General features: G+C 71.9%; 22 protein-coding genes. 10 read left to right on the forward strand and 12 right to left on the reverse strand.

The genetic code is table 11. From position 1 onward, the window contains the following. Positions 1 to 20: 20 nt before the first annotated feature. Complete coding sequence (locus D7W82_RS08570; RefSeq protein ID WP_120617867.1) at positions 21 to 488, reverse strand: hypothetical protein; 468 nt, start codon at positions 486 to 488, stop codon at positions 21 to 23. Between the two features lie 116 nt (positions 489 to 604). Beyond that, a complete protein-coding gene (locus D7W82_RS08575; protein WP_120617868.1) occupies positions 605 to 1,297 on the reverse strand; it encodes a tetratricopeptide repeat protein in 693 nt (230 codons plus the stop codon). A gap of 93 nt (positions 1,298 to 1,390) precedes the next feature. Here D7W82_RS08575 and D7W82_RS08580 point away from each other — a divergent pair, with 93 nt between their 5' ends. The 3 genes from D7W82_RS08580 to cmk are packed head-to-tail and all read left to right on the forward strand — an operon-like array spanning position 1,391 to position 4,156. Further along, positions 1,391 to 2,359 carry an acetyl-CoA carboxylase carboxyltransferase subunit alpha gene (locus tag D7W82_RS08580; protein ID WP_120617869.1) on the forward strand — a complete coding sequence of 323 codons (969 nt, stop codon included), beginning with the start codon at positions 1,391 to 1,393 and terminating at the stop codon, positions 2,357 to 2,359. Between the two features lie 13 nt (positions 2,360 to 2,372). Continuing rightward, positions 2,373 to 3,464 carry a histidinol-phosphate transaminase gene (gene hisC, locus D7W82_RS08585; protein ID WP_120617870.1) on the forward strand — a complete coding sequence of 364 codons (1,092 nt, stop codon included), beginning with the start codon at positions 2,373 to 2,375 and terminating at the stop codon, positions 3,462 to 3,464. Further along, positions 3,461 to 4,156, forward strand: a complete 696-nt coding sequence (cmk, locus tag D7W82_RS08590; protein ID WP_120617871.1) for a (d)CMP kinase — start codon at positions 3,461 to 3,463, stop codon at positions 4,154 to 4,156. Before hisC ends, cmk begins: the two co-directional genes overlap by 4 nt. Before the next feature lie 18 nt (positions 4,157 to 4,174). Here the strand turns inward: cmk and D7W82_RS08595 are convergent, their stop codons facing one another. Continuing rightward, positions 4,175 to 6,310 carry a transglycosylase SLT domain-containing protein gene (locus tag D7W82_RS08595; protein ID WP_120617872.1) on the reverse strand — a complete coding sequence of 712 codons (2,136 nt, stop codon included), beginning with the start codon at positions 6,308 to 6,310 and terminating at the stop codon, positions 4,175 to 4,177. Positions 6,311 to 6,606: 296 nt separating this feature from the next. Between D7W82_RS08595 and D7W82_RS08600 the strand changes: the two genes are divergently transcribed. Beyond that, a complete protein-coding gene (locus D7W82_RS08600) occupies positions 6,607 to 6,840 on the forward strand; it encodes a hypothetical protein (protein WP_014396719.1) in 234 nt (77 codons plus the stop codon). Positions 6,841 to 6,958: 118 nt separating this feature from the next. On the opposite strand, the gene D7W82_RS08605 is transcribed toward D7W82_RS08600, so the two are convergent. After that, a complete protein-coding gene (locus tag D7W82_RS08605) occupies positions 6,959 to 8,539 on the reverse strand; it encodes a CAP domain-containing protein (RefSeq protein WP_120617873.1) in 1,581 nt (526 codons plus the stop codon). Next, positions 8,536 to 8,835 carry a DciA family protein gene (locus tag D7W82_RS08610; protein ID WP_120617874.1) on the reverse strand — a complete coding sequence of 100 codons (300 nt, stop codon included), beginning with the start codon at positions 8,833 to 8,835 and terminating at the stop codon, positions 8,536 to 8,538. Before D7W82_RS08610 ends, D7W82_RS08605 begins: the two co-directional genes overlap by 4 nt. Positions 8,836 to 9,020: 185 nt before the next feature. Here D7W82_RS08610 and D7W82_RS42160 point away from each other — a divergent pair, with 185 nt between their 5' ends. Both D7W82_RS42160 and D7W82_RS08620 read left to right on the forward strand, forming a co-directional pair. Then, complete coding sequence (locus D7W82_RS42160; RefSeq protein WP_120617875.1) at positions 9,021 to 11,612, forward strand: carboxypeptidase regulatory-like domain-containing protein; 2,592 nt, start codon at positions 9,021 to 9,023, stop codon at positions 11,610 to 11,612. A gap of 94 nt (positions 11,613 to 11,706) precedes the next feature. Next, positions 11,707 to 12,585, forward strand: a complete 879-nt coding sequence (locus D7W82_RS08620) for a GGDEF domain-containing protein (protein WP_120617876.1) — start codon at positions 11,707 to 11,709, stop codon at positions 12,583 to 12,585. Between the two features lie 25 nt (positions 12,586 to 12,610). Here D7W82_RS08620 and D7W82_RS08625 read toward each other — a convergent pair whose 3' ends face one another. Together D7W82_RS08625 and D7W82_RS08630 are read right to left on the reverse strand one after the other, a co-directional pair. Beyond that, positions 12,611 to 14,767: a lysophospholipid acyltransferase family protein gene (locus D7W82_RS08625; RefSeq protein WP_120617877.1), complete on the reverse strand. Its 2,157-nt coding sequence runs from the start codon at positions 14,765 to 14,767 to the stop codon at positions 12,611 to 12,613. Next, positions 14,764 to 15,735, reverse strand: coding sequence for an SDR family oxidoreductase (locus tag D7W82_RS08630; RefSeq protein WP_120617878.1), 972 nt, complete (start codon positions 15,733 to 15,735; stop codon positions 14,764 to 14,766). Before D7W82_RS08630 ends, D7W82_RS08625 begins: the two co-directional genes overlap by 4 nt. 102 nt (positions 15,736 to 15,837) lie before the next feature. On the opposite strand from D7W82_RS08630, the gene mutL reads away from it, so the two are divergent. Further along, positions 15,838 to 17,715: a DNA mismatch repair endonuclease MutL gene (gene mutL / locus D7W82_RS08635; RefSeq protein ID WP_120617887.1), complete on the forward strand. Its 1,878-nt coding sequence runs from the start codon at positions 15,838 to 15,840 to the stop codon at positions 17,713 to 17,715. Positions 17,716 to 17,719: 4 nt separating this feature from the next. Here the strand turns inward: mutL and D7W82_RS08640 are convergent, their stop codons facing one another. Continuing rightward, a complete protein-coding gene (locus tag D7W82_RS08640) occupies positions 17,720 to 18,145 on the reverse strand; it encodes a YciI family protein (protein WP_120617879.1) in 426 nt (141 codons plus the stop codon). A 181-nt stretch (positions 18,146 to 18,326) separates the two neighbouring features. On the opposite strand from D7W82_RS08640, the gene D7W82_RS08645 reads away from it, so the two are divergent. The 3 genes from D7W82_RS08645 (at position 18,327) to D7W82_RS08655 (ending at position 20,825) form a co-directional block, all read left to right on the forward strand. Beyond that, positions 18,327 to 19,061 (forward strand): hypothetical protein, encoded by a 735-nt coding sequence (locus D7W82_RS08645; protein WP_120617880.1) that lies wholly within the window; start codon positions 18,327 to 18,329, stop codon positions 19,059 to 19,061. Between the two features lie 131 nt (positions 19,062 to 19,192). Beyond that, a complete protein-coding gene (locus D7W82_RS08650; RefSeq protein ID WP_120617881.1) occupies positions 19,193 to 20,218 on the forward strand; it encodes a tetratricopeptide repeat protein in 1,026 nt (341 codons plus the stop codon). 97 nt (positions 20,219 to 20,315) lie between these two features. Next, complete coding sequence (locus tag D7W82_RS08655; RefSeq protein ID WP_171423685.1) at positions 20,316 to 20,825, forward strand: hypothetical protein; 510 nt, start codon at positions 20,316 to 20,318, stop codon at positions 20,823 to 20,825. A gap of 10 nt (positions 20,826 to 20,835) precedes the next feature. Here D7W82_RS08655 and D7W82_RS08660 read toward each other — a convergent pair whose 3' ends face one another. Genes D7W82_RS08660 through D7W82_RS08675 form a run of 4 tightly spaced genes read right to left on the reverse strand, consistent with a single transcriptional unit; the run spans position 20,836 to position 25,994 of the window. After that, the gene (locus tag D7W82_RS08660) at positions 20,836 to 22,473 is read right to left on the reverse strand and encodes a carboxypeptidase regulatory-like domain-containing protein (RefSeq protein ID WP_233587385.1); all 1,638 of its coding nucleotides are present in this window, start codon (positions 22,471 to 22,473) and stop codon (positions 20,836 to 20,838) included. Beyond that, on the reverse strand, positions 22,470 to 23,054 hold the full coding sequence (locus D7W82_RS08665; protein ID WP_120617883.1) for a hypothetical protein: 585 nt from the start codon (positions 23,052 to 23,054) through the stop codon (positions 22,470 to 22,472). Before D7W82_RS08665 ends, D7W82_RS08660 begins: the two co-directional genes overlap by 4 nt. A gap of 19 nt (positions 23,055 to 23,073) precedes the next feature. Beyond that, a complete protein-coding gene (locus D7W82_RS08670; RefSeq protein ID WP_120617884.1) occupies positions 23,074 to 24,972 on the reverse strand; it encodes a sigma 54-interacting transcriptional regulator in 1,899 nt (632 codons plus the stop codon). A gap of 23 nt (positions 24,973 to 24,995) precedes the next feature. Continuing rightward, the gene (locus D7W82_RS08675) at positions 24,996 to 25,994 is read right to left on the reverse strand and encodes a hypothetical protein (protein WP_120617885.1); all 999 of its coding nucleotides are present in this window, start codon (positions 25,992 to 25,994) and stop codon (positions 24,996 to 24,998) included. Positions 25,995 to 26,460 lie beyond the last annotated feature (466 nt).

A 26,460-nucleotide genomic window follows, 5' to 3' on the forward strand; every position in this document is an offset into this window, starting at 1 on the left:
TTCCGCCGCGCCGGGCTCCTCTAGCGGGGGCCCGGCGACAGCAGGGACAGGGGCAGCCGGTGGGGATCCGCCCGGCGCACCTGGCCCAGCAGGTCCACGGCGGTCGCCTCGAGTGAGCGCACCGTCGGGGCCGCCGGCACCTTCAGGTGCTGATGGAGGACCCAGCCCGGACCCAGGAGCATCAGCGCCACCGCCGGCACGATGCACAGGGTCACCACCACGCTGGCTCCGCCCACCGTGCCCAGCACGCGCAGCATTGGTGACGCCTGGATGCGCGGGCGCTGCAGGGCCGCGAGGATGCGCGCGAAGAGGGCGCCGCCCACGAGCCCCAGCACCGTGGCCAGCCCCCAGCTCAGCCCACCCACCGGCGTGCCGAGCACCGGCTCCAGCAACTGGGGCGCCGAGGCTCCCAGCACGAAGGCGAGGATGACGGGCGCGACCGCGATGATGGCGACCAGCCCCCAGTGTCTGGCGTTGAGTTGGTGCACGGCTTCCCCCCCTCGGCTACCGGAGGAAGGTGGGCATCGGCAGGCAGGCGCGCCAGGGCGATGTCCCCCCGGACGCGGGTAGGCGTGCACGGGGCGTCACTTCACGGCGCCTCACCTCAGGCTTCGCACTCCGACGGGCTGTCGGTGAAGCCGCCCAGGGGCTCCGGGAAGGTGAGGGCGCCCGCCTCGCTGAGGGTGCCGGTGACGGGCGCGGCGTTGGGGAGCTTCACCTCCACCGTGCGGCCCTTGACGGTGTATCTGCCCGGCGTCCGGGACTCGCGGGGCGTGCCGGAGTCGTCCACGTCCCGCTTCCAGAGCTCCACGCGGCCCCCGCCCTGGAACTTCAGGGCGCGGGTGGTGCCGTAGACGCCCACGCCGGGGCCGTACCAGGACACCGCCCGCAGGAGGGCCGGCACGTCGGCCTCCTTTTCGGGCGTGCGGCCCAGCAGCTTCTGCCAGCCGAGCGTGTCCCGGATGACGTCCAGGTCCCGGTCCTCCTTCGCCCGCTGGAGGCGGCGCGCGTCCAGGCGCACGGCGGTGGTCAGCTTCTCCAGGATGACGTCGCGGTGGGCGCTGTACTCGCACACCTTGCCCTGCTTGCGCAGGACGCCCAGGGTGGCGGCGGCGTTGTAGTGGGCCAGGGCGTAGTCCGGGGTGGCCTGTGCGGCAGCCTGGAACTTCTCCAGCGCCTCCGGATAACGGCCGGACTGGTACAGCCGGAACCCCTGCGTGTTGAGGGCCCGGCCGGAAGGAGGCGTGGCCGGAGCGGCGGACAGCGTCAGGGCCAGCAGGGACAGGGCGAGGACCATGTTGCTCCAGACGGGCGGTCTCCCCGGACATTCCAGGGGGTGCGTAACCGCTTGCGCGTTGATTGGCCTGAACCCTGGTGCTAGTTCGGCGCCATGGCAACCGGCATTGGCTACGCGCTCGACTTCGAGCGCCCGCTCATCGAGCTGGAGAAGAAGATCGAGGAGCTGAAGGTCCTCTCCACCAGCGGAACGGTGGACTTCTCCTCCGAAATCTCCAAGCTGGAGAAGAAGGCGAAGAAGCTCCAGACGGAGATCTTCAGCGACCTGACCCGCTGGCAGATGGTGCAGCTGTCGCGCCACAGCTCGCGCCCGTACTTCCTGGACTACGTCCAGCACCTGTTCACGGACTTCTTCGAGCTGTGCGGCGACCGGCACTTCGGCGAGGACCCGTCCATCGTCGGCGGCTTCGCGCGCTTCGACGGCAAGACGGTGATGCTCATCGGCCACCAGAAGGGCCGCAACACGCGCGAGAACATGGCCCGCAACTTCGGCATGCCGCGCCCGGAGGGCTACCGCAAGGCGCGCCGGCTGATGGAGCTGGCGGAGCGGATGGAGAAGCCCATCCTCACCTTCGTGGACACGCCGGGCGCGTACCCGGGCATCGGCGCGGAGGAGCGCGGGCAGGCGGAGGCCATCGCCGTGAACCTGGAGGTGATGAGCCGGCTGCGCGTGCCCATCATCGCCACGGTGATTGGCGAGGGCGGCTCCGGCGGCGCGCTGGCCATCGGCGTGGGCAACCGCGTGCTGATGCTCCAGAACAGCGTCTACTCCGTCATCACCCCGGAGGGCTGCGCGTCCATCCTCTTCCGTGACGCCAGCAAGGCGGACAAGGCCGCGGACGCGATGCGCCCCACCGCGCCGGACCTGCTGGAGATGAAGATCATCGACGAGATGATTCCCGAGCCGCCGGGCGGCGCGCACCGCGATCCGGCCAAGACGGCGGAGACGCTGGGCAAGGTGCTGCGCAAGCACCTGGGCCAGCTGGCGGAGCTGAGGCCGGACGCGCTGGTGCGTGACCGCTACGACAAGTTCCGCGCCTTCGGCGTGTTCTCCGGCAAGTAGAGGTTCCTACCCCATGCGACCGCTCGTTCCTCCCTACGTCGAGACGCTCAAGGCCTACGTTCCGGGCAAGCCCATCGAGGAGACCGAGCGGGAGTACGGCCTCAAGGGCGTCATCAAGCTGGCCTCCAACGAGAACCCGCTGGGCCCGTCGCCCCGCGCGGTGGAGGCCATGCGCAACGCCGCCGCGCAGGTGAACCTGTATCCGGACGCCACCAGCTTCCACCTGGTGCGCAAGCTCGCCGCGCACCTGGGCGTGAAGCCGGAGGAGGTGGTGCTGGGCAGCGGCTCCAACGAGCTCATCGAGCTGTTGATGCGCACGTTCACGACGCCCGAGGAGGAGATCCTCCTGTGCAAGGGCTCGTTCCCCGCGTACCGCATCTCCGCGCAGGCGCACGGCCGCGCGTTCGTGGAGGTGCCCATGCGCGAGGGCTTCCGCTACGACCTGGAGGCCATGGCCCGCGCCGTCACGCCGCGCACGCGCATGGTGTTCCTGGCCAACCCGGACAACCCCACGGGCACGACGTTCGGGCGCAAGGACCTGGAGACGTTCCTCGCGGCGGTGCCGAAGGACGTGCTCGTCGTCCACGACGAGGCCTATGCGGAGTTCGTGGACTGGCCCGACTACGCGAGCGCCGTGGAGCTGTTCCACGCGCACCCGAACCTGGTGGGGCTGCGCACCTTCAGCAAGATCCACGGGCTGGCCGGCATCCGGCTGGGCTGCGCGGTGATGGACGCGAAGCTCGCGGGCTACGTGCACCGCACGCGCATGCCGTTCAACCTGACGACGGTGGCGCAGGCGGCGGGCATGGCCGCGCTGGAGGACCCGGAGCACGTGGAGCGCACGCGGGAGAACAACCGCGCGGGCCTGCGCTTCTACGGAGAAGCGCTGCCGAAGCTGGGGCTCACGCTGACGGACAGCCACGCGAACTTCGTCTTCGTGGACTGCCACCGTCCGTCCGGTGAGGTGTACGAGCAGCTCCTGCGCCGGGGCGTCATCGTGCGGCCCATGGCGGGCAACGGCCACCCGAACTGCCTGCGCATCTCCGTGGGCACGCCCGAGGAGAATGCCCGGTGCGTGGCCGCGCTGAAGGAGGCCCTGTCATGAGCACGCGTCCGTTCATCGTCGCCATCGACGGGCCGGCCGGTGCGGGCAAGTCCTCCGTCTCCAAGCTGCTCGCGCGGCGGCTGGGCTTCGCGCTGGTGGACACGGGCGCCATCTACCGCTGCGTGGCGCTGATGGCCTCGCGCGAGGGCATCGCCTTCGACGACGACGCGAAGCTGGGCGAGCTGCTCGGGCGCGTGCGCATCCACTTCCAGGTGGTGGGCGAGGAGAACCACGTCTTCCTGGGCGGCGAGGACGTGTCGTCGGAGATCCGCACGCCGCCCATCTCCATGGGCGCGTCGCAGGTGTCCGGGCGGCCGGTGGTGCGCGCGGGGCTGCTCGCGCTCCAGCGCCGGCTGGCCCTGGAGGCGGCGTCGGGCGCCATCCTGGAGGGCCGGGACATCGGCACGGTGGTGTTCCCGGACGCGGACGTGAAGTTCTTCCTCCAGGCGAACCCGGAGGTGCGCGCGCGCCGCCGCTTCGAGGAGCTGTTCCAGAAGGGCGTGGACAGCAGCCTGGAGGGCGTCCTCCAGGACCAGACGCGCCGCGACGCCGCGGACTCCGGCCGTGAGGTGGCGCCCCTGAAGCCCGCCGAGGACGCGGTGCACGTGGACTCCAGCAGCATGCCGCTGTCGGAGGTGGTGCAGTCGCTGGAGCTCGAAGTCGAGCGCCGCCGGGGCTCGCGCGGCGCCTGAAGTCGTCCCCGTCGCCTCCTAGAAGCTGACGCCGTCCGTGGCGGGGGCGGGCACCGTCATGGCCAGCCGGGCCTGGGTGCCGTCCTTCTCGTAGAAGCGGTGGTAGAGGTACAGGTCCGCCATCACCTGCTTCACGTAGCCGCGCGTCTCCCGGTACGGGATGGACTCCACGAACAGGTCCAGGGGCAGGCCGCCGCGCTCCTGCGTCCAGCGCACCGCCGCCTTGGGGCCCGCGTTGTAGGCCGCCGCCGCCAGCGCCGGGTGCGCGAAGCGCTTCATCAGCTGCGCCAGGTACCACGCGCCGTAGCGGATGTTGCGCTCCGGGGCGAACAGGTCCGCGGGCGCGGGCGCGGGCTCCGCCATCTTCTGGGCGATCTCCGTCGCCGTGGGCGGGATGATCTGCATCAGGCCGCGCGCGTCCGCCGCGCTCATGACCTCCGGCCGGAAGGCGCTCTCGCGCCGCATGATGGCCCACACGAGGAACGGATCCAGCGCCTGCCGCGTGGCCTCCGTCTCCACCGCCTGGGCGAACGCGCGCGGGTAGAACGCGGCCAGCGCGTCCGGTGCCTTCGCCCCGAAGGCCCGGCCCCACAGGTGACGCGCCGCCACGACGTGCGCGTGGCCGAACTCGCCCAGCTGCAAGAGCGCGTGCGCGAACGGCAGCGCCTGGTCCGGGCCGCGCAGGCCCGACACGCGCGACCGCACTTCATCCGCCGCGTCGCGGAAGAGGCCCGCGCGCGTCAGCGCCACCGCCAGCTCCAGCTCTGGCGGGCGGGGCAGGGTGAGCTGCTTCGGAGGCTGCGGGAAGGCCGCGGGCGGCGTGCGCCCCAGCTCGCGCAGCCGCTCCGTGGCGAGCAGCGCGTAGAACGACGCGGGCGCCGCGCTGATGACGGCTTCATAGGCGGGGCCCACCGTCGCCGGCTTGCCGCCGCCCAGCTCCTCCGTGCGCGCCTGCCAGTAGCGCGCCTGCGGCGCCATGCTCGTCTTCGGGTACGCGGTCACCAGGTCGTCCAGCGCCTGGCGTGCCTTCGCGTACTGCTCCAGCCGGATGTGCGAGAGGGCGCGGAACCACATCGCCTCGTCGCGGCGGCGCGAGCCCTTGTAGCGCTTCTCGTAGTCCGCGAAGGACTTCGCCGCGTCCTCGAAGCGGCCGCCCTGCAGGTCCAACCACGCGGCGAAGAACGCGCCTTCCTCACCGGCCGCTTGAGAGGGGTAGGCCTTGTCCAGCGCCGCCATCAGCTTGCGCGCCTTCTCGTTGTCGTCCGACTTCAGCGCCCGGCGCGCCACCACCAGCGCGGCCTCCGCGGCGATGGCCGGCGGCCCCTTGCGCGCCACCGCGAGCGCCTTCTCCGCCTCCTCGCGCTTGCCTCGCGCGAAGAGCACCTGCGCGCGCAGGAGCGCCACCTGGGCCTGGGCGGGCGCGCCCTTCACCAGCCCCCGCTTCTCCGCCGTGACGAGCTCCTCCTCGGCCCGCGTCGCCGCGCCGTCGGAGAGCAGGCCCCGGGCGCGCTGGAGGTGTTCGGGCAGGGTGAGCTTCACCGCGGGCTTCAGCGCGGCCAGCTGCTCCAGCGCCTCGTCCGCGTAGGGGTGGGTGGGGAAGCGCAGCGCCACCGTCTTCAGGTCCGCCCTCAGTCCCGCGGCGTTGCCGGTGGCCGCGCGCGTCTGGGCGCGCTGGAAGAGCAGCTCCGGGGTGGGCTGCGCCGCCGCCGCGGACTCCAGCACCGGGGCCGCGTCCTTGGGCCGGTGTGCGTCCAGGAGCGACTCACCCAGGCGGGCGCGGGCGCGCACGGCCAGGGCCGGGGAGGCCTTCTCCAGGGCCCGCTCGAAGTCCTTCGCCGCGCCGTTGGGGTCGCCCGCGTAGAAGCGCGCCTGGCCCAGGTAGAAGGCGTGGAAGGCCTCCAGGGGCGCGGGGGGCGCGTGGCGGGTGAGCAGGTCCCGCGCCTGGACGGCGTCCCCGTCCGAAAGGACGAGTGTCCCGGCGAGCAGGCCCAGGCGGCCCGCGTCCGGGCACTTCGCCTGCTCGCAGGCGGTGAGCTCCGCCCGGGCGAGCGACGCCGCGTCGGACCGGTGCAGGCGGACGGCCTCCAGCGTCGCCGGGGACTGCCCCAGCGCCACCCCCGTCACCCAACCCGCCACCCAGCCGGTCCAACTCATGGGATTCTTCCTTTCACTTCGCGGCCTTGCGGCTTCGGAACGAGAGGTTCGCAGTCGACATTCCCCACCAGGTGGGCGGGGGTCGGTTTGACAGTCGGCCCGACAAGTCCTAGATCCCGCGCCCACGGGCTGGTCCCGCGGGGTTGTCGGCCCGTTGCGCCATCCGGAGGGAATCCTTACGTTGCGCCGCCGTTGAGCGCTACTCCGGACCGCCGTCGTGTCAGGAAGACCTGTCGTCGGTAGCACCTGCTCGTTCACAGACCTCGGGGGGGGAAACAGCTCATAGGGGAGGCTCCATGAAGCCGTGTCCATCCGATCTGCCGCAGACCATCAATCCCGAAGCAGGCCCGAAGCGGGCAGGCGTCGAGACGCATCGCAATCTGAACTGCAACCACTACGACAACTGCCTCGATGAGGCCGTCCGTCGCGGCTGGCAGTCGTTCACGTGCATGAAGTGCCCGATGTACGCCAACCTCGCTCCTCCGCAGATGGGGCTGGAGGCGTACGCCACGCAGCGCCGTCCTGTCTAACCGGGACGTCTGACATGGGGCCCGTTCCACCGGGCCCGCGCGAGCTTGCACCCGGTCACGCCCGAAGCCCGGTCGTGGCCGGCGTCCGCGTCGGCGTTCCTCTTTCGAAGCCAGCGCTTCAGGGGACCGCGGCGTAGATGACGGCCACCCAGTACTGACCCTGGCCGAAGCGCTTGGAGTCGCCCCGCACCAGCCCCACACCCACCCGGGTGTAGGTGGCGGTGGCCAGGCTGCGTGACTCCGGTACGGCGCCCGGGTCGCCCACGACGAAGAAGTCCACCGAAGCGGTGCCCGCGTCCGGCAGCGCGGAGAACACGCGCTCGTGCAGCGGGGACGGGTCTCCGTCTCCGGCGGTGGGCTCGTCCTGCGCCAGCGCGCGCCGGGCGTGGTCCCGAGCCAGCCGCTCCAGCGCCTCGCTGCGCGCCAGGGGCGGCAGCTTGAGCGTGGCGCGGTGCCGGGACAGGGCGTCGTAGACCTCCGACACCGGGTCCACCGTGAGCGCCGCGCCGGGCGAGGCCGCGGTGAAGACCTCCGTGATGATGGCCTGGTCGCGGCCGTCCACCTTCTGGAACGCCACGCCCACGCCCATGAAGCGGAACGCGGGGTCCATCAGGTTCTTGCGGTGGCCGGGGCTGTGCTCGATGCCGAAGTGCGCCGCGAGCGGGCCCGCCGCCAGCCCCAGGTTCTCTCCGGCGCGCACGTAGCGCGTGCCCTCCGGGAGGCGGCGGGTGAGCGTGGAGCCGTCCGGCGCGATGTGCGCGAAGAAGCCCTCCGTCGCCATGCGCGTGCTGTAGCGCAGCGACACGTCCTCCAGCGTCGGATCCGGCGTGAGCTCCGGCAGCTGGTACGCTCGGCGCAGGGTGTTGATGCGCTCGTAGAGGGCGGTGCGGGCCTCGGCCTGCGTGGTGGGTTCGCGCTGCGACGCCTGTCCGCCGCGCGCGGAACGGGCGCCCACCTGCACGAGGAACAGCGACGTCACCTCCGGCCCCGCGCTCGCCTGGCCCACCACCTCCACGGTGTAGCTGCCGGGGGTGTCGAAGCTCACCAGGGCGCAGAAGCCGTTGGTGCCGGTGGGCGCGCGGCTCAGGGCCACGGCCTCCACCTGTCCATCCGGCCGGGTGACGAAGACCTGCGGGCTGCGCAGCGGCGACACGAGCCGGCCGCACACGCGCTTCTCCGTCCCGGCCTTGGCGAGGGTCCGGGGGAAGGGGAGCACCTCCGCCTTGCGGTCCGCGACGAGCAGCACCAGCGCGGCGCGCTCGCCCAGGAAGGCCACGCCCACGCCGAAGTGGCTCACGCGCTCGTCGTTGAAGTCCGTGCGGGCGAGGAACGTCTCGATGGCGTGCGCGTGCACCCAGGCGCGGATGACCAGCGCCTTCGGGGACGGATCCGCGGCGCCCGAGTCGCTGACCGCCTCCGTCAACGTGAGCAGGTCCGGGGCGCCGGTGGTGAACTCGCTGAGTGCCTCGCGCGCGAGCCTCCGGGCCGCGGCCTCCAGCGCCTTGTCGCTCGTGGGGGCGCGGCGGCCCACGCGCTCGAACTCGCGCAGCACGTGCAGCCGGGCCCGGGCCTCCTGGGCCTGGGGCGTCTCCTCCGGGGCAGGGACGGAGACGGAGGCCACCTCCGGGGACGGCGGCGCGGCGGACGCGGGCAGGGCGGAGGCGCCCGCGAGCAGCAGGCCCAGGAGCGCGCGCTTCATCGCGACTCCAACTGGAACGCGAGCGTCTTCACGGTGCCGGCGCCCAGCTTCTCGTTGAGCCGCTCGCGCAGGGAGTCGGCCTGGCGGGAGAGGACCTGGGCCCACTCGGCGCTCTCCACGGAGATGATCAGCGTGCTCCCGTCCAGCTGGTGCGGCCGGCTGTGGCGCGCGATGTGCTCTCCCACCGCGGCGGTCCAGAGCGGCATCAGCGACGATGCGCGGCCCGACTCGCCCGCCAGGCGCGCCAGCACCCGGGGCAGCAGGCTCTCCAATGTCTTTGGTTCACCACGCGCCATCGTCGGTCCGATTCTGGAACCCCTGGCGACGGAAGCCAACCGACACTTGCCTGCCCGCCCGTCTGATTCTTCCGGGGCCTCGGTTCCAGGTGTCCGGCGAAAGGGGGTTCCGCCGCCATCGCCGGTCGCGTCGCGGCCCTTCCCCCTGTAAGGTCGGGGCAAGGCCGGTCCCCCTCGGAGTCCCCATGCGTTCCATCCCCCACCCGGTCCGGTCCCCCGGCCTCGTGCTCGCATGCCTGCTGGCGTGCGCCATGGGCTGCGCGATGTCCGACATGGATGCGCCGTTCATCCATGGGGGCAGGACGGACGCCTCCTGCACGGTGGATCAGGACTGTGGGGATCCGGCGCTGTTCTTCTGCAACACCGCCCTGTCGCGCTGTGAGCCCGCGTGCCGGACGGACCTCGAGTGTTCGGTGAAGCGCCGCGGGGAGCTGAACGCCATCGCCGCCTGTGAGTCCCAGGCGCTGGGCTGCCGCTGTGACGCCAGCCGCTGCGTCCCCGCGCTCTGCACCGGAGACAGTGACTGCGAGGACGGGGAGCTGTGCCGCGACGGCGCCTGCGGGCCGCCCCCGCCGTCGTCCAGCGTCGAGTCCTGCCGCGTGGTGCCCGAGCGCATCATCGCGCCCGTGGGCACGACCCTGCGCTTCGAGGCCTGGGTGTCCGATGCCACGGGCCAGCCCTTCGTCCCGCGCAACGGGCTCACCTGGTCCGCCGTGTCGGCGCGCGTGAAGGGCGGGGGCACCGGCTCCGGGGCCACGTTCACCCTGGAGACGGCGGGCGCGGAGGAGGAGGCGGTGGAGGCCCGGGTGGGCACCGTCGCGTGCCGTGCGCGCGTCACCGTGCTGCCCCCGCATACGGCCTCGGGGCAGGTGCGGGTGGTGGTGACGGACGCGCTCTCGGGGTACCCCGTCGAGGGGGCCTCGGTGGTGGTGGCGGACGCGCTGGGCGGCGTGACGGCGAGCGGGTCCACGGACGCGCAGGGCGTGGCCGTGCTCGTGTCCCGGAGCGATTCGACGGTGTCCGTCTTCCACCCGGACTTCGGCTACCTCACCGTGGCGAACTACGACATGACCGGATCGAGGGACCTGCGGCTGCCGCTGCGCCGCAACCCGGCGGACCGCGTGGGCGGAGTGAACGCCCGGTTCACCCACCTCGCGCCCGTGGGGACGGGCGGCGCGCTGGCCCTGGGGATGGCGGGCCTGTCCGTGCCGGGCCTCCCGTCCGAAGCGGCCCCCGCGCAGGTGCAGGGGCCCGACCGGAGCGTGGAGCTTTCGCTCAGGGGGGTGATGCGTCCGTTCCAGCTGCCCGCGAACGTCTGGGTGAGCGGGCTGGGCGTCCTTCCCCAGGAGTCCGTGGAGGTGCCGGGCCTCGCCGGGGTGTGCGACACGGCGCTCGCGGACGGAACGGATCCGGAGACGGCCACGCGCTCGGGGACCTGTGGCACCCGCACCGCCTGGGCGCTCACCGTGCAGGTGCCGTCCGGCGAGCTGCCGGCGGGGATGATGGATCCGGGCACGGATCCGCTGGTGCTCCTGGCGCGCGCGCTGCCGCAGTCGGGGAGGTTCTCCTCCGCCGTCCAGCGCGACGTGCGCTTCCCCCTGTATGCGCCGACCGAGGGGAAGCTTCCGCCCCACGGGCCCGTCACGTCGCTGGACTTCCAGCAGGTGCCGCTGGCCTTCCCGTTCGTGGTGCGCGTCCCGCCGCTCCCGCGCTTCCGCGACAGCTACCTGTGTCGCGCGCTGGTGGTGGGTTCAGTGACCGCGCCCGGACAGGGCACGGTGCCGCTGGGCCTGGGCGCCGCCGTCAACGCCAACCCGGTGGATCCGAACACGGACACGCAGCCCCTGTTGTCCTCGCCGGGCCTGGTGCGCGTGCGCATGGCGCCGGCCCATCACGGCCTTGAGGGACAGCCGTACCGGCTGGTCGCGGTCGCGTCGTCCGGAGCGCTGGGCGGCGAGGAGCCCGTGGGCCTGGCCACCAGCGCGGTGATGACAAAGCTGGACGCGCCCCGCTTCGATCCGGAGGGCCTCCAGCCGGTGACGCTCGGGGACATGTTCCTCGGCGTCCCGGTGGGCGCCCGCTACAACCCGGACGCGTCGCCGTGGCACGGCCTGCTGCCGCGCGAGTGGCGCATGGACAGCTCCCTGCTGGGCGCGACGATCGTGCGCGCGACCTTCACCAACGCTGCCGGCCGGCGCTGGACGGTCTGGGTGGACAGCCGCCGGTCCGTGACCGGCGTGCGCCTGCCCGTGCCACCCTCGGGGATGGAGGACCGCACCTTCCAGGGCGACACGGAGGGCTCGCGCGCGTCGCTGTCGGTGGAGGCGTTGAACGTGGCCATGTCCGAGGGCCGTTCGATGAACCTCTCCGCGCTGGCGGAGACCGGGGGCATGGCACCCGAGCGGCTCGCCGAGTCGGTGCTCGCCGCGTCCACGCTGAACTACGGCCGGCCCCAGGTGACGTGGCTGGCGCCCGCCGAGGGCGCGTCGCTGGCTCGCGGCGCCACCGTGCGCGTGCGGGTGGACGGCTTCCAGGTGGGGACGGACGCCGCCAACGGCGACGAGGGTGGGGTGCTGCTCACCGTGCGCGATGGCGGCCCGGGCTGCGACCTGTCGGTGGTGCGCGGCGACGTGGCCACGCATTCGGGCGAGGTGGAGCTCTCCCTGCCCACCGCCTGCTCCGGGGCGGAGGTCACGCTGGTGGCGTCGCTGGTGGACGGGCTCGGGCTGCCGCTGCGCCCCTCCGTCAGTGCCGCCCGCACGGTGCGGGTGCCCTGACGTGCTGGGGTGTCAGTGCGTCTGCGACCTGGCGGGGCACCCGTTCCGGCCGTGAATTCGCTTTCGCGAATTGCGCGGTGATACGTTTCGCTCCATGGGCCAGAAGGAGACGGTCGTCACCGTCATCTCGAAGATCTCCGAGCGCCCCGTCAACCTGGACGCGGCGCTGGTGGTCATCTACGGCCTGGACCTGGGCCGCAAGTACGACCTGGCGCGTGAGGAGACGCTGATCGGCCGGTCGTCCAAGGCGGACATCCAGATTGATCAGGAGGCGGTGAGCCGCAACCACGCGCGCATCACCAACACCACCAAGGGCGTGCGCATCGAGGACCTGGGGTCCACCAACGGCACGTTCGTCAACGACGACGTCGCCTCGTCGGCGCGGTCGCTGCAGAACGGCGACCTGGTGAAGATTGGCCGCACCATCTTCAAGTTCATCGCGGGCGGCAACATCGAGGCGGCGTACCACGACGAGATCTACCGGCTGACCACCATGGACGGCCTCACGCAGATCTACAACCGCCGCTACTTCGACGAGCAGCTGGACCGGGAGATCTCCCGCAGCCGCCGCTACGAGCGCGTGCTGTCGCTGGTGATGTTCGACCTGGATCACTTCAAGGACGTGAACGACACGTACGGGCACCTGGCGGGGGACTCGGTGCTCAAGCAGCTGGCGTCCACGGTGCGCACGCGCATCCGGCGCGAGGACGTCTTCGCCCGCTACGGCGGTGAGGAGTTCGCGCTGCTCCTGCCGGAGATCAACCTGGCCGGCGCCCGTCAGCTCGCGGAGAAGGTGCGCAAGCTGGTGGAGCGGCAGCGCTTCGAGTTCGACAAGCAGGTCATCCCCGTCACCCTGTCCATGGGCGTGGCCACGCTGGAGCCGCAGCACCGCGAGCCCGCGGACCTGGTGCGCACGGCGGACGAGCACCTCTTCGCGGCGAAGAGCCAGGGGCGCAACCGCATCTGCGGCTGACGCCCCCGGGGGACTGCTCGAAGCTTCAGCCCGTGAAGACGGAGCGGCGCTCGCGCAGCAGGGCCTGGAGCATGCCCTGGATGGACTCGCGGGTGCGCTCGGTGAGCCGCTGCACCTCGCCCAGGTCGTCCGCGGCCTCCGGCGGCAGGCCCTCCATGGTCAGCGGCTCGCCGAAGCGGATGGTCCACTTGGCGGGCAGCGGGCCGGGCGCGGTGAGCGGCAGCGACGGGAACCCAAGGAAGCCACCGGGGAGGCGGCCCAAGAGCGGCGACGTCTCCTCCGCGCCGACGATGGCCACCGGGACGATGGGCGCGCCGGTGCGCAGCGCCAGCTTCACGAAGCCGCCGCGGCCGAAGCGCTTGAGGCGGTAGCGCTCCGCGAACGGCTTGCTCGCGCCCTGGTAGCCCTCCGGGAAGACGACGAGCGGCCGGTGCTCGTCGAGCAGCCGCAGCGCGTTCTCCGGCGAGGCGCGCACGGCGCCCAGGCGGTTGAAGAGCGTGCCGAGCATGGGCGCGTGGAAGACCTGATCCTCCACCAGCCAGCGGGCCTCGGGCAGATCCGGGCGCTCCCGCAGCAGCGCCTGCGCCATCACGAGGCCGTCGTAGGGCAGGGCGCCGGAGTGGTTGGCGACGAGGATGGAGGCGCCGCGCGGCACCTGATCCACGCCCTCCACGGAGACGCGCCAGTACTGCTCGTAGAGGAAGTCCAGGACGGGCTGGAGGCTGTCCACCAGGCCCGCGTCCTTGCCGTAGTCATCCAGCCGGCTGCCGCCGCCGGTGCCCAGGCTGGTGCGCATGGCCTCCATCAGGCCATGCATGGCGCCCACGGCGCGGCCCAGGCCTTCGCTCGCGAGCGCCTGTCCGGCGATCTCCTTCGCCAGGGAGAACATGCCCGCGGCGCGGCCCGCGAAGCCGGACGGCGGGGCCGGTTCTTCCGGGCGGTCGAAGCCCCGCGCATCCCGCTCCGCTTCCTCCGCGAGGGGCGCCTCGCCGGGGTCGCTCACGAGCGACAGGGGCCGGCGGCTGGGGGGCAGCTCGTCGTGGGACTCGTCGGGCAGCTCCACCTCCGGCTCCACGTCCGTGCGGGCGGCGCCTTCGATGATGGAGACGGAGATGTGCACGCCGTTCTCCTCGACGCGCTCGACGCCGGTGACCCGGTCGTCCTCGTCCGGGTCCTCCGGCGCGGCCATGCCCTCCGGGTCGCGGCGCCAGGCGTCAGCGGTCCAGAGGTCCCCGGTGTCCTCGGGAGGAGGCATGTCCTTGGGGTCGCGGACCCAGGCGTCGGTGGGCCAGCCCTCCTCGGCGCCTTCGCCCTCGTCCAGGTCCCGCGCGTCGCGCTCCTCGGCGGAGGGCAGGGCGCGCTCCTCGGGGCTGGTGGCGTTGCGGTCCAGCACCTCGTCCACGGCGACGCCCGCGGTGGCCTCGGCCACCTGGGTCGCGACGGCGGTGGCCACCTCCCGCTCGGCGGCGTCGCCATTGCCTTCGTCCAGCACCTGTTGCACGGCGGACTCGGCCACCTCGGCGACGAGCTCCGTCGCGAGGACGCGCTCGATGTCGCGGTCCGGACCCTGGCGTCCCTCGAACAGCTCGTCCACGGCCGTCTTCGCCGCGGCCTCCGCAGCGTCCGACGCGAGGGCCTCCGTCAGGGCGCGGTCCACCTTGCGCTCCTGGGGACGCGAGGCGTGCACCTCGTCCGCCAGCACCTGGGGCCGCGACGGCCGGGGCTCGGCGGCGGGGCCCGGCACGGAGGGCTCGCGCAGGGGCGAGACCTCCTCGCTGGCGGGATGCTGGCCCGAAGCGTGTGCGTCCTGCGCTGGCGGGCGCCCGCTCCTCGCCCCGGAGTCATGCTCCACGTCGCGCGCGTCCTCTTCATGCCGCGCACCGCCGCGTCCATTCGCGCGGGCCTCGAACATGTGGACCTTGGCCGCGGGCGTCTTCGGCGCCGCGGCGGCCTTCTTCGCCTCCGCGGCCTTGCCGCCCTTGGGCGCCTTCGCCTGGGCGCCGGACTTCGACGCGCCTCCCCTGGCGCTCTTCGACTTGCCCGCTGGCTTCGCACCCTTCGCGGACTTCGACGCCGCGGACTTCTTCGCGGCCTTCGGGTTGGCCGCGTCGTCCTTCACCTCGCCCGTGCGAGGCGCGGCGCCCCGTTGGAAGGGATCATTCCCGAGGACACCCTTGGTCATGACTGGCTCCTTCTGAGCGCCGAGGCGGCGTCCCTGACATGGTGGAGGGGCACGAACCCCAGCGCGGACTCGGCGCGCTCCCCGTCCGCGACCCAGGAGTAATGCATGTAGTCGAGCAGGGCCACCGGCAACGTGCCCGCCCCCACCACCCCGAGCGCGCGAAGTGCTCCACGAAACAACGGCCCCGGCAGGGGGAGCGGTTGCGCGCCCGCCTGGCGGATGAGCCCTGACAGGGGCAACACCCCGCGCCCCACGACGTTGAACTCTCCCGCGGCCTCCGCGCGCAAGGCCAGGTGCAGGGCTCGGCCCGCGTCCTCCTCGTGGATGGCCTGCCAGAGCGGGTCGAATCCCAGAAGCGTGGGCACCACCGCGTGCGACAGCAACCGCGTCGCCGGATTGTCCAGGCTCGGGCCGAGCAGGGGAGCGAAGCGCAACACCAGCGTGCGGGTGTCGGGGTTGCGCTCGCGGAAGGCCCGCACCTGGCCCTCCACCTCCACCTTGTCGTTCACGAAGCGGCTGTGCGGACAGCCGAACAGCGGCGAGCCCTCGCGCAGGAGCGCCGGGTTGTTGCCCCGCGCGCCGTACGTCGCCGTGAGCGACGGCACCACCAGCCGGGGCAGCCGGGCGCGGCCCACCGCCGTCAGCACGTTCATGGTGCCGATGACTTCCAGTTCGTGCGCCAGCGGGCCGTTGAGGATGGGCCCGAAGAGGAACGCCAGGTGGAAGAGGGCGTCCACGGGGCGCTCGGTGAGCGCGTCCGTCAGCTCACCTTCCGCGTCGTAGCGGGTGAGGTCCACGCGGTGGAACTCCACCTTGCCCGTCCCCTGAGGCTCCTTCGTGTCCAGCACGAGGATGCTCTCCACGCCGGGGTCCGCTTCCAGCCTGGGCAGGAGCAGCCTGCCGTAGTCGCCATTGGCGCCTGTCACCGCGATGCGCATCGGGCCCTTGCCTGCTCGGATCACTTCCATTCGCAGGGGCGGGTGTTAGCCCAGCCGTCCGGGAATGTCAGCCGAGTGCGCCCGTGATGTTCTGGACAACGTCATCCAGGTGGCGGAGGGTGGTTGATCGCCATGTCCCGAATCGCGCGCCTGAGCGACGTGCTCATCAACAAGATCGCCGCCGGTGAGGTGGTGGAGCGCCCCGCCTCCGTGGTGAAGGAGCTGTGCGAGAACTCGCTCGACGCTGGCGCCCGCACCGTGCGCGTGGAGCTGGAGGCCGGCGGGGTGGGGCGCATCACCATCTCCGACGACGGCCACGGCATGAGCCGCGAGGACGCCACGCTCTGCCTGGAGCGCCACGCCACCAGCAAGCTGCGAGAGCTGGACGACCTCTTCCACATCGACTCCATGGGGTTCCGGGGCGAGGCCATCCCCGCCATCGCCTCCGTGTCCCGCTTCACGCTGCACACCGCGGAGCCGGACGCGCACGAGGGCACGAAGGTGTCAGTGGAGGGCGGAGGCGCGCCCACGGTGGAGGACGCGCCGCCCCGCGTGGGCACGGTCATCACCGTGGAGGACCTGTTCTTCAACGTGCCCGCGCGCCGCAAGTTCATGCGCCAGGGCGCCACCGAGCTCAAGCACTGCGAGGAGGCCGTGGTGCGCCTGGCGCTCGCGCACCCGGAGGTCGGCTTCTTCGCCTCGCACGAGGGCAACGAGCTCTTCTCCAGCCCCGCCGCCGGACATGATCCGCGCGAGCGCATCGCCGCGGCCCTGGGCCCCGCGTCCTTCCCGCACCTGTTCCCGGTGGAGGAGCGCCGGCTGGGCGTGGTCGTCACGGGCTACCTCGCGTCGCCGGAGTACACGCTGCCCAACGCGCGCGGCCTCTACACCTTCGTCAACCGCCGCTACATCCGCGACCGCGGCCTCATCAGCACCGTGCAGCGCGCGTTCCAGGACTTCCTGCCCGCGGGCCGCCAGCCGGTGGTGGTGCTGCACATCGACGTGGAGCCCGCCGCGGTGGACGTCAACGTGCACCCGCAGAAGATGGAGGTGCGCTTCGCGGACGCCCGGGGCGTGCAGGACGCGATCAGCGCCGCCCTCTCACGCGTGCTGCGCGCGGCCCCGTGGCTGGGCTCGCCGGAGGAGCAGGCCGCGAACCCGCAGCCCCGCGACGCCGCGCACTACGCGCACGCCGTGGAGCGCTTCCTCACCCGCGCGCAGGAGGCCACCTGGGGCGCGCCGCTGCCCACCGCGATGGACGCACCGGGAGGCTCGACGCCCGCGCGCCCGCTGACGCCGTCCTACTTCACGCCGAACGGTGGAGCGCAGGGCAGCGCGTTCCCCGGTCCGTTCCAGGGCCCGCAGGTGCCGGGCCGCACGCTCGGGTTCGGCGAGGCGCAGCCGCAGCTCAACGAAGCTCCGCCCCCGGGCTACTTCGCGGCGCTGCGCCCCATGGGCCTGCTGGGCAGCCGCTTCCATGTGTGTGAAGGCCCCGGCGGCACGCTGGTGGTCTTGGATCCGCACGCCGCGCTGGAGCGCGCGCGCCTCACCGCGTACCTGCGCCGGCTGGAGGACGACACGAAGGCGCCGCCTCCGTCGCTGTTCGGCACCACGGTGGACCTGTCCCTGGCGGCGGTGAAGGCGCTGGTGGACGGCCGCGAGGCGCTGCTCAAGCTGGGCGTGGACGTGGAGCCCTTCGGCGGCACGGCGCTCGCGCTCAAGTCGGTGCCGGCGGGCCTGGAGGGCGTGGACCCCCGCGCGCTCCTGGAGGCCCTGTCGCGCGCGTTGCCTCCGCGCAGCGCTCCGCTGGACGTGACGAGCCTGGCGGAAGCGGTGCGCGTGATGGCCTGTCACGCCGCGCGCCGCGCGTCTTCTTCGCCGCTCACCGACGCGCAGCTGCGCGCGCTGCTGGGCGAGTTGGATCGCGCGGACTTCACACCCCCGTGCACGCACGGCACGGTGGTGGTGCTGGAGATGCCGCTGCTGGAGCTGGAGCGGCGCGCCCGTTGACGGCTCAGGCCTTGGCCTTCGCCTCGACCTGCGCGCGAAGCGCTTCTTCCTTCGCGCGATGCTCGCCGGTGGGGTCACTGGGCGCGAAGTCCTCCGCGGAGTACACTTGGCGCACCTCCACCTGTCCGTCCTTGAAGGGGACGCGGCGGGCCCAGGCGATGGCCTCCTCGCGCGACTTCACCTCGATGATCCAGAAGCCGGCGACCAGCTCCTTCGTCTCCGTGAAGGGGCCGTCCGTCACCGTGGAGCCCGTGGCGGAGAACGTCACGCGCGACCCCTTGGAACTCGGGTACAGCCCTTCCCCCGCGAGCAGGATGCCGGCCTTCACCAACTCCTCGTTGTACTTGCCCATCTCGCCCAGCTCCTCCGAAGAGGGGAGGCGACCGGTCTCGCTTTCGTTGCTGGCCTTGACGATCATCATGAAGCGCATGGGGAAATCTCCTGGAACGTCGGGTTCAAAATGGCGACGAATGGTAGTGCGCGAAATCGACACGGCAGGGGACGGACCGGAAAGTTGACGCGGCAAGGTCCCCGGATACGGTGTGCGACACGCCTGTAGCACCGGGCCGCGAGCGCCCGTGCCGGCAGAAAGCCCCGGGATCCGCGCCTTGATGCTCCGCCGTCTGCCGCTCGTCTTCGCCCTCGCCACCGCGCCCACCCTCGCTCTTGCCCAGGAAGGCGATTGGAGCGCGGGGCGGGCTCCCACCGACCTGGACGGCGTGGGCCGCATCACCGTGCAGGCCGGCTACCGGCTCACCTCCAACGGCACGCTCTACGACGCCTGGTATGGCGCCAAGGGGCCAGGCAACGGCCTGGAGCGCGCGCCGGAGTCCTCGGGTGGGCCCCTGGGCGTGGCCACGTTCGCGTACGCGATGTCGGACCTGGTGGAGGTGGGCATCGACCTGTTCGGCACCGCGCAGACGCTGCGCCTGTCCGAGCCCGGGCCCGACGGCACCACCGTGTCCCGCAAGGTCAGCACCGTGTCGTACGGCGCGCTGCTCGGCGTGCGCTTCCAGGGCGTGCTCGACATCGGGCCGCAGGGGCTGATTCCCTCCGCGGGCGTGCTCACGGGGCCCGCGGTCATCTCCTCGACGCGCGAGGGCTCGTCCATCCAGGAGCGCGTCTCCCAGGCCTGGGTGGGCTCGCTCGGCGCCACGCTCCGCCTGTCCGCGGAGTGGGGCATCACCGCCGAGTACCGCTTCATGCTCCTGCGCGGCCCCGTGGAGTCCCCGGACGCCGAAGCGTTCAAGGGGCCCTTCAGCTTCAGCCACGGCGGCAACTGGTTCGCGCTCGGGGTGACCTACGCGTTCCCGCCCAATCCGTCCCGCCCGATGGCCTCGTTCTAGAGGCTCGGGAAAGTTCCAACACGAAAGCAGGCGAGCGCGCGGAGCAGGGACTTCCGGGGAATGGTGGGCACCAAGGGCCCTGTTGGGGAGCGGAAAAAGAACCCGCCCCTCATCCCGGAGAGTCCCCTAGCATGCGTGAGTCGGCCGAAGTCATTTCCGGTCCCAGAAAGATGTCCATGGCCCCCTCTGAACAACCGAAGACCGACGTCGAGAAGGAACTCTCCGAGCTCCGCCGCGAGGTCATCGAGTCCCGCAACCTCGTCATCAAGACGGACAACCTGCTGAAGAACCTCCACGCGGAGGTGAAGGCGGTCGGCAAGCGTCACGAGGACTTCCAGAAGCGGCAGTGGCTCTCCTCGGCGGTGGCCTACGCGCTCTTCGCGATCCTGGCGGTCGGTGGCGCGGTGCTGGTGAACGGCGCGCGCAGCTCCAGCAACACCAACGAGCGCGAGCGGCTGGAGAAGCAGGTGGCGGACCTCTCCACGCAGCTGGAGAAGCAGCGCGCGGACACCACCGCGCACCTGACGGCCCAGCGCGCCGCGAACGAAGTCTACAAGATGATGACCACGCTGCCGGGTGACGAGCGCCTCAAGGGCATCGACGCGCTGGTGAAGCTGGACACGCAGAAGCTGTCCACGCTGGAGCGCCAGGCGCTCAACGACCGCGCCGCCTTCCTGCGCCGCGAGACGGGCGACGCGGCCTTCGAGCGCGGGAAGATCGCCTTCCGCAAGAACGAGATGCCCGCCGTGGTGGAGAACCTGTCGCGCTTCCTGGCCATGAACCCGCAGGAGTCGGACGCGCTGGACGCGTCCTTCTTCCTGGGCACCGCCTACAACCAGCTGCGTCAGCACGACAAGGCCGTGCCGCTGCTGGCCCGCTTCGTGGAAGGCGACAAGAAGTCCAAGACGCGTGACTACGCCATGCTGCTGCTGGCCCAGTCGTACCAGGAGACGGGCTCGTTCGATAAGGCGGCGGACACGGTGCGCGACGCGCTGGCCACGTACCCGGCCACCCAGTACCTGTCGCAGTTCCGCGGCCGGCTGAGCTCCGCCAAGCGCGCCGCCGCCGGTGGTGACGCCGCCGCGGTGCCCGCCGCCGCTCCGGCCGCCGCGCCCCAGGCCGCTCCGGCCGTGGCCGCCCCCGCCGCGGGCCAGTAGTCCCCACACCGCCGCCGTCCGGGCAGGATTCGCCTTCCGGACGGTGTGCAAGGGAAGCATTGCCACCCGGGGTCCAGGGTCGTAAGACCTGGGCCCCGTGTCCGCTCCCGACTCGCAGAAAGACCCCCGCTTCCGCCGCTACCGTGGCGCCGCGTACGCGGTCCACATCACGCTGGCCTCGCTGGTCTCGCTGTGGTTGATCTGGAACGTGGGGCACTCCGTCGCGGCGATGACGCCCGCGAGGCCCCCGGCCGTGACGCCGCCGCTCACCGTGCGTGAATGCCTGGACGCCGCGGACGCGCACTGGAAGGACCTGGAGTCCGAGCGCGAGAAGCTCGTGCACGTCCTCCCCGCCCGCAAGGTCGATCAGGAGTGGATGCGCTTCCGCACGGACTGGCTGACGCGCGTGCGCAAGTCCGAGTCCGAGTGCGCCCTGGAGTCGAGGGATCCTTCGCGCGTGGAGCTGCGCTCGGTGTACCGCCACCTCACGAAGGTGCAGGACCTCTACACCATCCACGCGGTGCAGTACGCGGGCGAGGTGGGCGGCGCGGTGGACGCGCTGCACGCCGCCTTCGACACCGCGCGCCGCAAGGACAGCGGCCGGTAGCGGGCTCGCTTCAGCGCGTGGGCAGCACGGTGGAGTAGCGCCCCGTGCTGTCGGACACCGTCTGGGCCAGCAGGATGGACTCCGGCCGTCCCCCCACCGTCACCACGCGGAAGAAGCGCACGGACGCGTTCGCCGCGATGCCGTCCGGCGCCAGCGCCGGGTCCGGGGGCAGGGTGATGCGGCCGCTCAGCGAACGGCCCCGTGACAGCGTGAAGGCCGCCAGCGTCATCACCTCCGCATCGGCGGTGCCGGCCGGTACGGTGACGAAGCGGCTGACGCGCGGCAGGTTCTCTCCGGGCAGGAAGTCCAGCCGGTACTCACCCGGATCCAGGGCCAGCGCGAAGCTGCCGTTGCTGTCGGTGGTGAGGGGCGACTCGAAGCCCAGGGGCGGCTGCGGATAGCCATCGAGGGCTCCCACCGGCTCCGCCACGACGCGCACGCCCGACGCGGGGCCGGAGCCCTCCGGGTTCTTCACGCTGCCCACTACCGTCATGCGCTCCGGGCACGTCACGTCCGGCAGCACCGTGTCCACCGCCGCCACCGCCACCTGCTGGGGCGTCAGGCGCGAGCGCGAGCTGGGCGGCGGGACGATGACCAGCGTGAGCGGGGTCTCCGCGACGCCGGGCAGGGACGTGAGCTGGTAGCGCCCCTGCGCGTCCGTCAGCACCGGCACGCCCTTGAAGGTGCCTCCGCCGGCCACGCGGCCCTGGAGCGACACGCGCGCGCCGGCCATGGGCGTCTGGCCGTCCATCTCCAGCACGCGGCCCTCCACCTTCACGGCCGCGCCGGGGTCGCCCAGCTCCAGCGGGGCGGGGAGGGTGCCGGACGGCTCCACCACGAAGGTCTTCCAGGGCACCAGGTCCCCGGCGTTCACGGGCGTCGCGCGCAGGAGCACCGTATCGCGCGCGGCGTCCTCCGCGCCCAGCACCAGCTGGAACGCGCCCGTGCCGCGGGCCACGCGGGCGCGTTGGGACAGCGGGCGCAGGAACTCATCCAGCACCTGCACCTCCATGTCCGCGTCCACCCGCTTCGTCCCCTGGAGCACCAGCGTCCCCGCCAGCGTCACCACGCGCGACGCGGTGGGCAGTTCAAAGGCCACCACGCCGCCCGAGGACGGGTCCACGAAGGCGTCGCGCGACAGCGGCGGCAGGGCGGGGTCCACCGGCGTGAGCGTCACGGTGTACCGGCCGCTGCCCACGGGCAGCACCCACGCGCCGTCGTCCGGGGTGAGCGTCGTCTCCTGGCGCCGCGCCACGCCGGGGATGAGGCGGCTGTCGCCCGTGGCCAGCAGGTGGATGGGGGCGCGGTAGGGGATGGGGGCCGTGCCGCCGTCCGTCGTGGTGGCGGTGCCGCGCGTGACGGTGCCCGTCAGGCGCACGGGGCTGAAGAGCTCCAGGTTCTGCTCCGCCCTCAGCCGGTCCACCGGGAAGTCCTGCGCGAGCAGGCCCGCCTTGGGGTGGGGCTGCACCTCCACGACGATGTCGCCGCCGGGGTTGCCGCAGCCGTCCACGAAGCACACCTGGCCGGCGGCGCACTCCGCGTCGGAGCGGCACACCAGCTGCTCCGGAGGAGGCTCTTCCTCCAGGAATCCACACCCGGCCCCGGTCAGCCCGAGCGCCAGCGCCAGGGTCCGGAGCGCGCGGCTCACTGGCAGTCCCCCGCCACCGTGTTCACCACCCACGAGTACGAGGTGACGAAGCCCGGGTTCTTCACCACGCCGCCGTCCGCGAGGATGACCTCGTCTGGCGGATCCGGCTGGCGGTTGGTGAGGTGCCGGTCGGTGACGAACACCTCCACCAGGTGGATGCCCGGCGGGGCCAGCGGGTTGTTGGCCGAGCGCAGGTCCATGCGCAGCGTGCCGCGGTCGTCACGCCGGGGCTGGCCGGTGTTGGCGAGGACGATCTGCCGGTAGTAGCCCGAGGGGTAGGACGGGTTGTAGTCCACGTACCACTCCACGGTGATGCGGTCGTCGACGTCCAGGTCCTCCACCACCACGTTGAAGTCCTGGGTGCAGCTGCCCACGCCGAAGGCGCGCAGGATGCGCTCGGAGGGCTCCACCTGCTCCTCCAGGATGCGCGGCGGCCGGTTCCTGAACTCGGGCAGGCTCTCCAGCAGCGCCACGTCCTGGGGGATGAGGCACCCGGAGCCCGTCGCGAGCGCCGCGAACCCCAGGGCCGTCACCAGCGGCTGGAGGATGCCCCGGGACTGTCGCGTCGCGTGACGGTGCATGGCGTGGCTTGGAGGAACGCTATAGCAGTTCCTCGTTCTCGTCGGGAGGCAGCGGACCGCCCGTCTTCTCCGCCTCCAGCTTCTCCAGGTGGCGGAAGATGGTGCGCGGGTCCACGCCCAGGTCCTTGGCCGTCTTGGTGCGGTTGCCGTTGTTCCGGGCCAGGACTTCGTTGATGTAACGCTTCTGGAACTCTTCCTTGGCCTGGAGCAGCGGCATGATGGGCTCCAGGTTCTCCGGCTTGAGGTCCAGGTCGTCCGCGCCCAGCAGTGGCTTGTCCGCCAGCACCACCGCCTTCTTCAGGCGGTTCTCCAGCTCGCGGATGTTGCCCGGCCAGCCGTACTTCTTCATGGACACGGCGGCCGCGGGCGTGAAGCCGCGCGCCTTGGAGTTGAACTCGCGCGCGTACTTCTGGAGGAAGTATTTGGCGACCAGCATCACGTCCTCGCCGCGCTCGCGCAGGGGCGGCAGCTTCACGGTCACGACGTTGAGGCGGTAGTAGAGGTCCTCGCGGAAGGTGTTCCGCTTCACCTCCTCTTCCAGGATCTTGTTCGTCGCGGTCACCACGCGGATGTCCACCGGGTCGCCGCGGTTCTCGCCGACCTTGTAGACGACCTTGTCCTGGAGCGCGCGCAGCAGCTTCACCTGGAGCTGGAGCGGCATCTCGCCGATCTCGTCCAGGAAGAGCGTGCCGCCGATGGCCGCCTGGAACTTGCCGGGCCGCGTGGCCACCGCGCCCGTGAAGGCGCCCTTGGCGTGGCCGAACAGCTCGCTCTCCAGCAGGTTCTCCGGGATGGCGCCGCAGTTCACCGTGATGAACGGGCCCTTGGTGCGCGGAGAGCGGCGGTGGATCTCCCGGGCGATCAGCTCCTTGCCCGTGCCCGTCTCGCCGGTGATGAGGACGGAGATGTCCGTGGGGGCGATCTTGTCGATGCGCTTGTACACGTCCCGCATGCCCGGACAGGACCCGATGATGTCGCCGTAGCGCTGGTCCTCCAGCTTGCGGCGCAGCTCCGTGTTGTCGAGCTTCAGGTCGTTCACGAGCAGCGCGTTCTGCAAGAGCAGGGACGCCTGCGCCGCGAACACCGTGAGCATGTCCAGGCTCTTGGGCTCGAAGCGGTTCACCAGCCTGTCATTGCCCACGTAGAGCACGCCGAACAGGTCTCCCTTGTGCATGACGGGCACGCACATGACGGAGTGGACCTTGAGGTTCACCACGGACTCGCTGGCCTTGAACTCCGGCGCGTCCAGCGCGTCCGCGACGATGATGGCCTTCTGGTCCTTCACCACCTTGGCGATGATGGAGTCGGACAGCTTCTCCACCGCGTCCTCGATGTTCTCCCGGGCCACGTTGCGCGCGGCCTTCACGCGCGGCTCGCCGCTCTCCATCAGGATGAGGAAGCCCTTGTCGGCGCGGGTGACCTCGATGGCCTCGTCCAGCAGGCTCTCCAGGATGCGGTCCACGTCGTAGCTGCCGAAGAGCCGCTCGCTGAAGGCCGTCAGCCGCTTGAGCAGCACCAACTCCCGGCCCACCACGCCGGGCAGCTCCGCCGTGTGCGAGTCCGACGACGCCGTGGCGGCGGAGGGCAGGGACACCTCGCGCTCGGGCACCTCGCGGCGCACGGGCTCGCGGGGGGCGTCCTCGCGGGAGAAGGTCAGCTCGGTGCCGCCGACCTTGACCACGTCGCCGGTGGAGAGCGCGTGGTTGTCGCGGCGCTTGCCGTTGACGTGGAAGGTGGCACCCAGGCTGCCCACTTCGTAGCGGGTGCCGTCGAAGGTGACGTGCAGGGCGTTGGCGGGGACGTTGGCGTCCTCCAGCGGCACGTCGTTGTCGGATCCCCGCCCCAGGCTGGTGATGCGCTTGAGCAGGGAGACCGTGCGGACCTTTCCATCGGGGGTGCGGACGGTGAGGCTGGCCATGGGCGGACTTTGGGTTCTTGGGGCTAGAACGTGAGGGTGAAGCCGGCGCCCAGCCCACCACGGGTGGAGTACAGCCGCACGCGCGGCGGCGCGGCCTGGGAGACGGAGGGAGAGGGCTTCGGTTCGGGGCGGGACTCGACGGTGGTGCTCGTCACCACCTGGTCCTCGTGGTGGTAGACGGCGTCCACCACGCCCAGGGTGTAGACGGTGTAGAAGCCGGTGGCGGACGCGAGCTTGAGCAGCTGCCAGGTGTCCGCCTGCCGGGCGCGGTCCGTGGGGATGTAGCGGATCGGGATGGACGCGCGGCCGTCCTCGTCCAGCACGTTGTCCAGGTTGATGAGCCGCTCCTCGAAGAGCGAGTCGTACGCGAAGAACGCGATGATGCTGGTGAGGGCCAGCACGCCTTCCGTGGCGGCGAAGGCGATGCCCATGCCGTTGCGGCCCTGCTGGAACTGGCCGGCGCCGAAGGGGACGAAGTTGACCAGGAAGTTGCGCTTCTCCACGGTGCGCACGGTCACCTGGCGGGCCAGCTCCTCCGCGCGGCGGCGCTGCGTCTCCAGGGCGACGCGCTCCTGCTCCCGGCGCTCCTGTTCGGCCTTCTCGCGCTCCAGGCGCAGGCGCTGCTCCTGGCGGAGGAACTCACGCTCGCCGGACATCTGGTTCTTGAGGTCCTCGAAGTAGGCGACCGCCGGGGGCGGGACGACGAAGGGGTCCAGGCTGAAGTCGGGATCCAACCGGAGCACGGCGCGCAGGTGGCGTTCGGCGTCGTCCGTCTTGTTGAGGTTGAAGGCGGACAGGCCCGCGAGCTTGTGCAGCTCCACCAGGTCCTCTTCCGGCAGGTCGCCCCGGTCGATGCGCTGGCCCGCGCGCTCCAGCACCTCCGCGTACTTGCCGTACTCGAACGACGAGCGCAGCGCGGCGACCTCCGGATCCGCGCCCATGGGTGTCTGGGCGTGCGCGGACGCGGGGCCGAGCAGGGCGGCCAGCAGGAAGAACGCGAGAAGCAGCGGGCCGCGGCTCATTCGGGCGCCAGGCTCCCGCGCAGGGTGGTGGGCTTGCCGGGCTCCAGCAGGACGACGCGCTTCTCCGTCTTGTAGCCAGGGGCGGAGATCTCCACCTCCACGCGGTGCTGGAAGCTGGCGGGGCCGCGGGGGGAGCGGATGTCGAAGGGGTGCTGGAGGCTGGCGCTCGCGGTGCGCTCCACGTCGCCCACGCGCACGGTGGCGTCCGGCGGCTGGTAGTTCATGGACAGCTGCGAGGCCTTCAGCAGGGCGCGCAAGCGGAAGACGTTCTCTCCGTCCGGCTTCACGTCGATGGTCTCCGTGGCGTCCTCGCAGTAGCCGCAGGAGACGGTGATGGTGTGCTCGCCCGGGGACAGGTGCACGTCGTGCTGCGCGAGCTGCTGCGTGCCAGCGGGGCCGCCGTCCACGCGGATGGAGCCGTAGGGGCGCACGAGGATGGACACGGGGCTGTCTCTTATACACATCT

This window comes from Corallococcus sp. CA049B (assembly GCF_003611685.1).
GTDB lineage: Bacteria > Myxococcota > Myxococcia > Myxococcales > Myxococcaceae > Corallococcus > Corallococcus coralloides.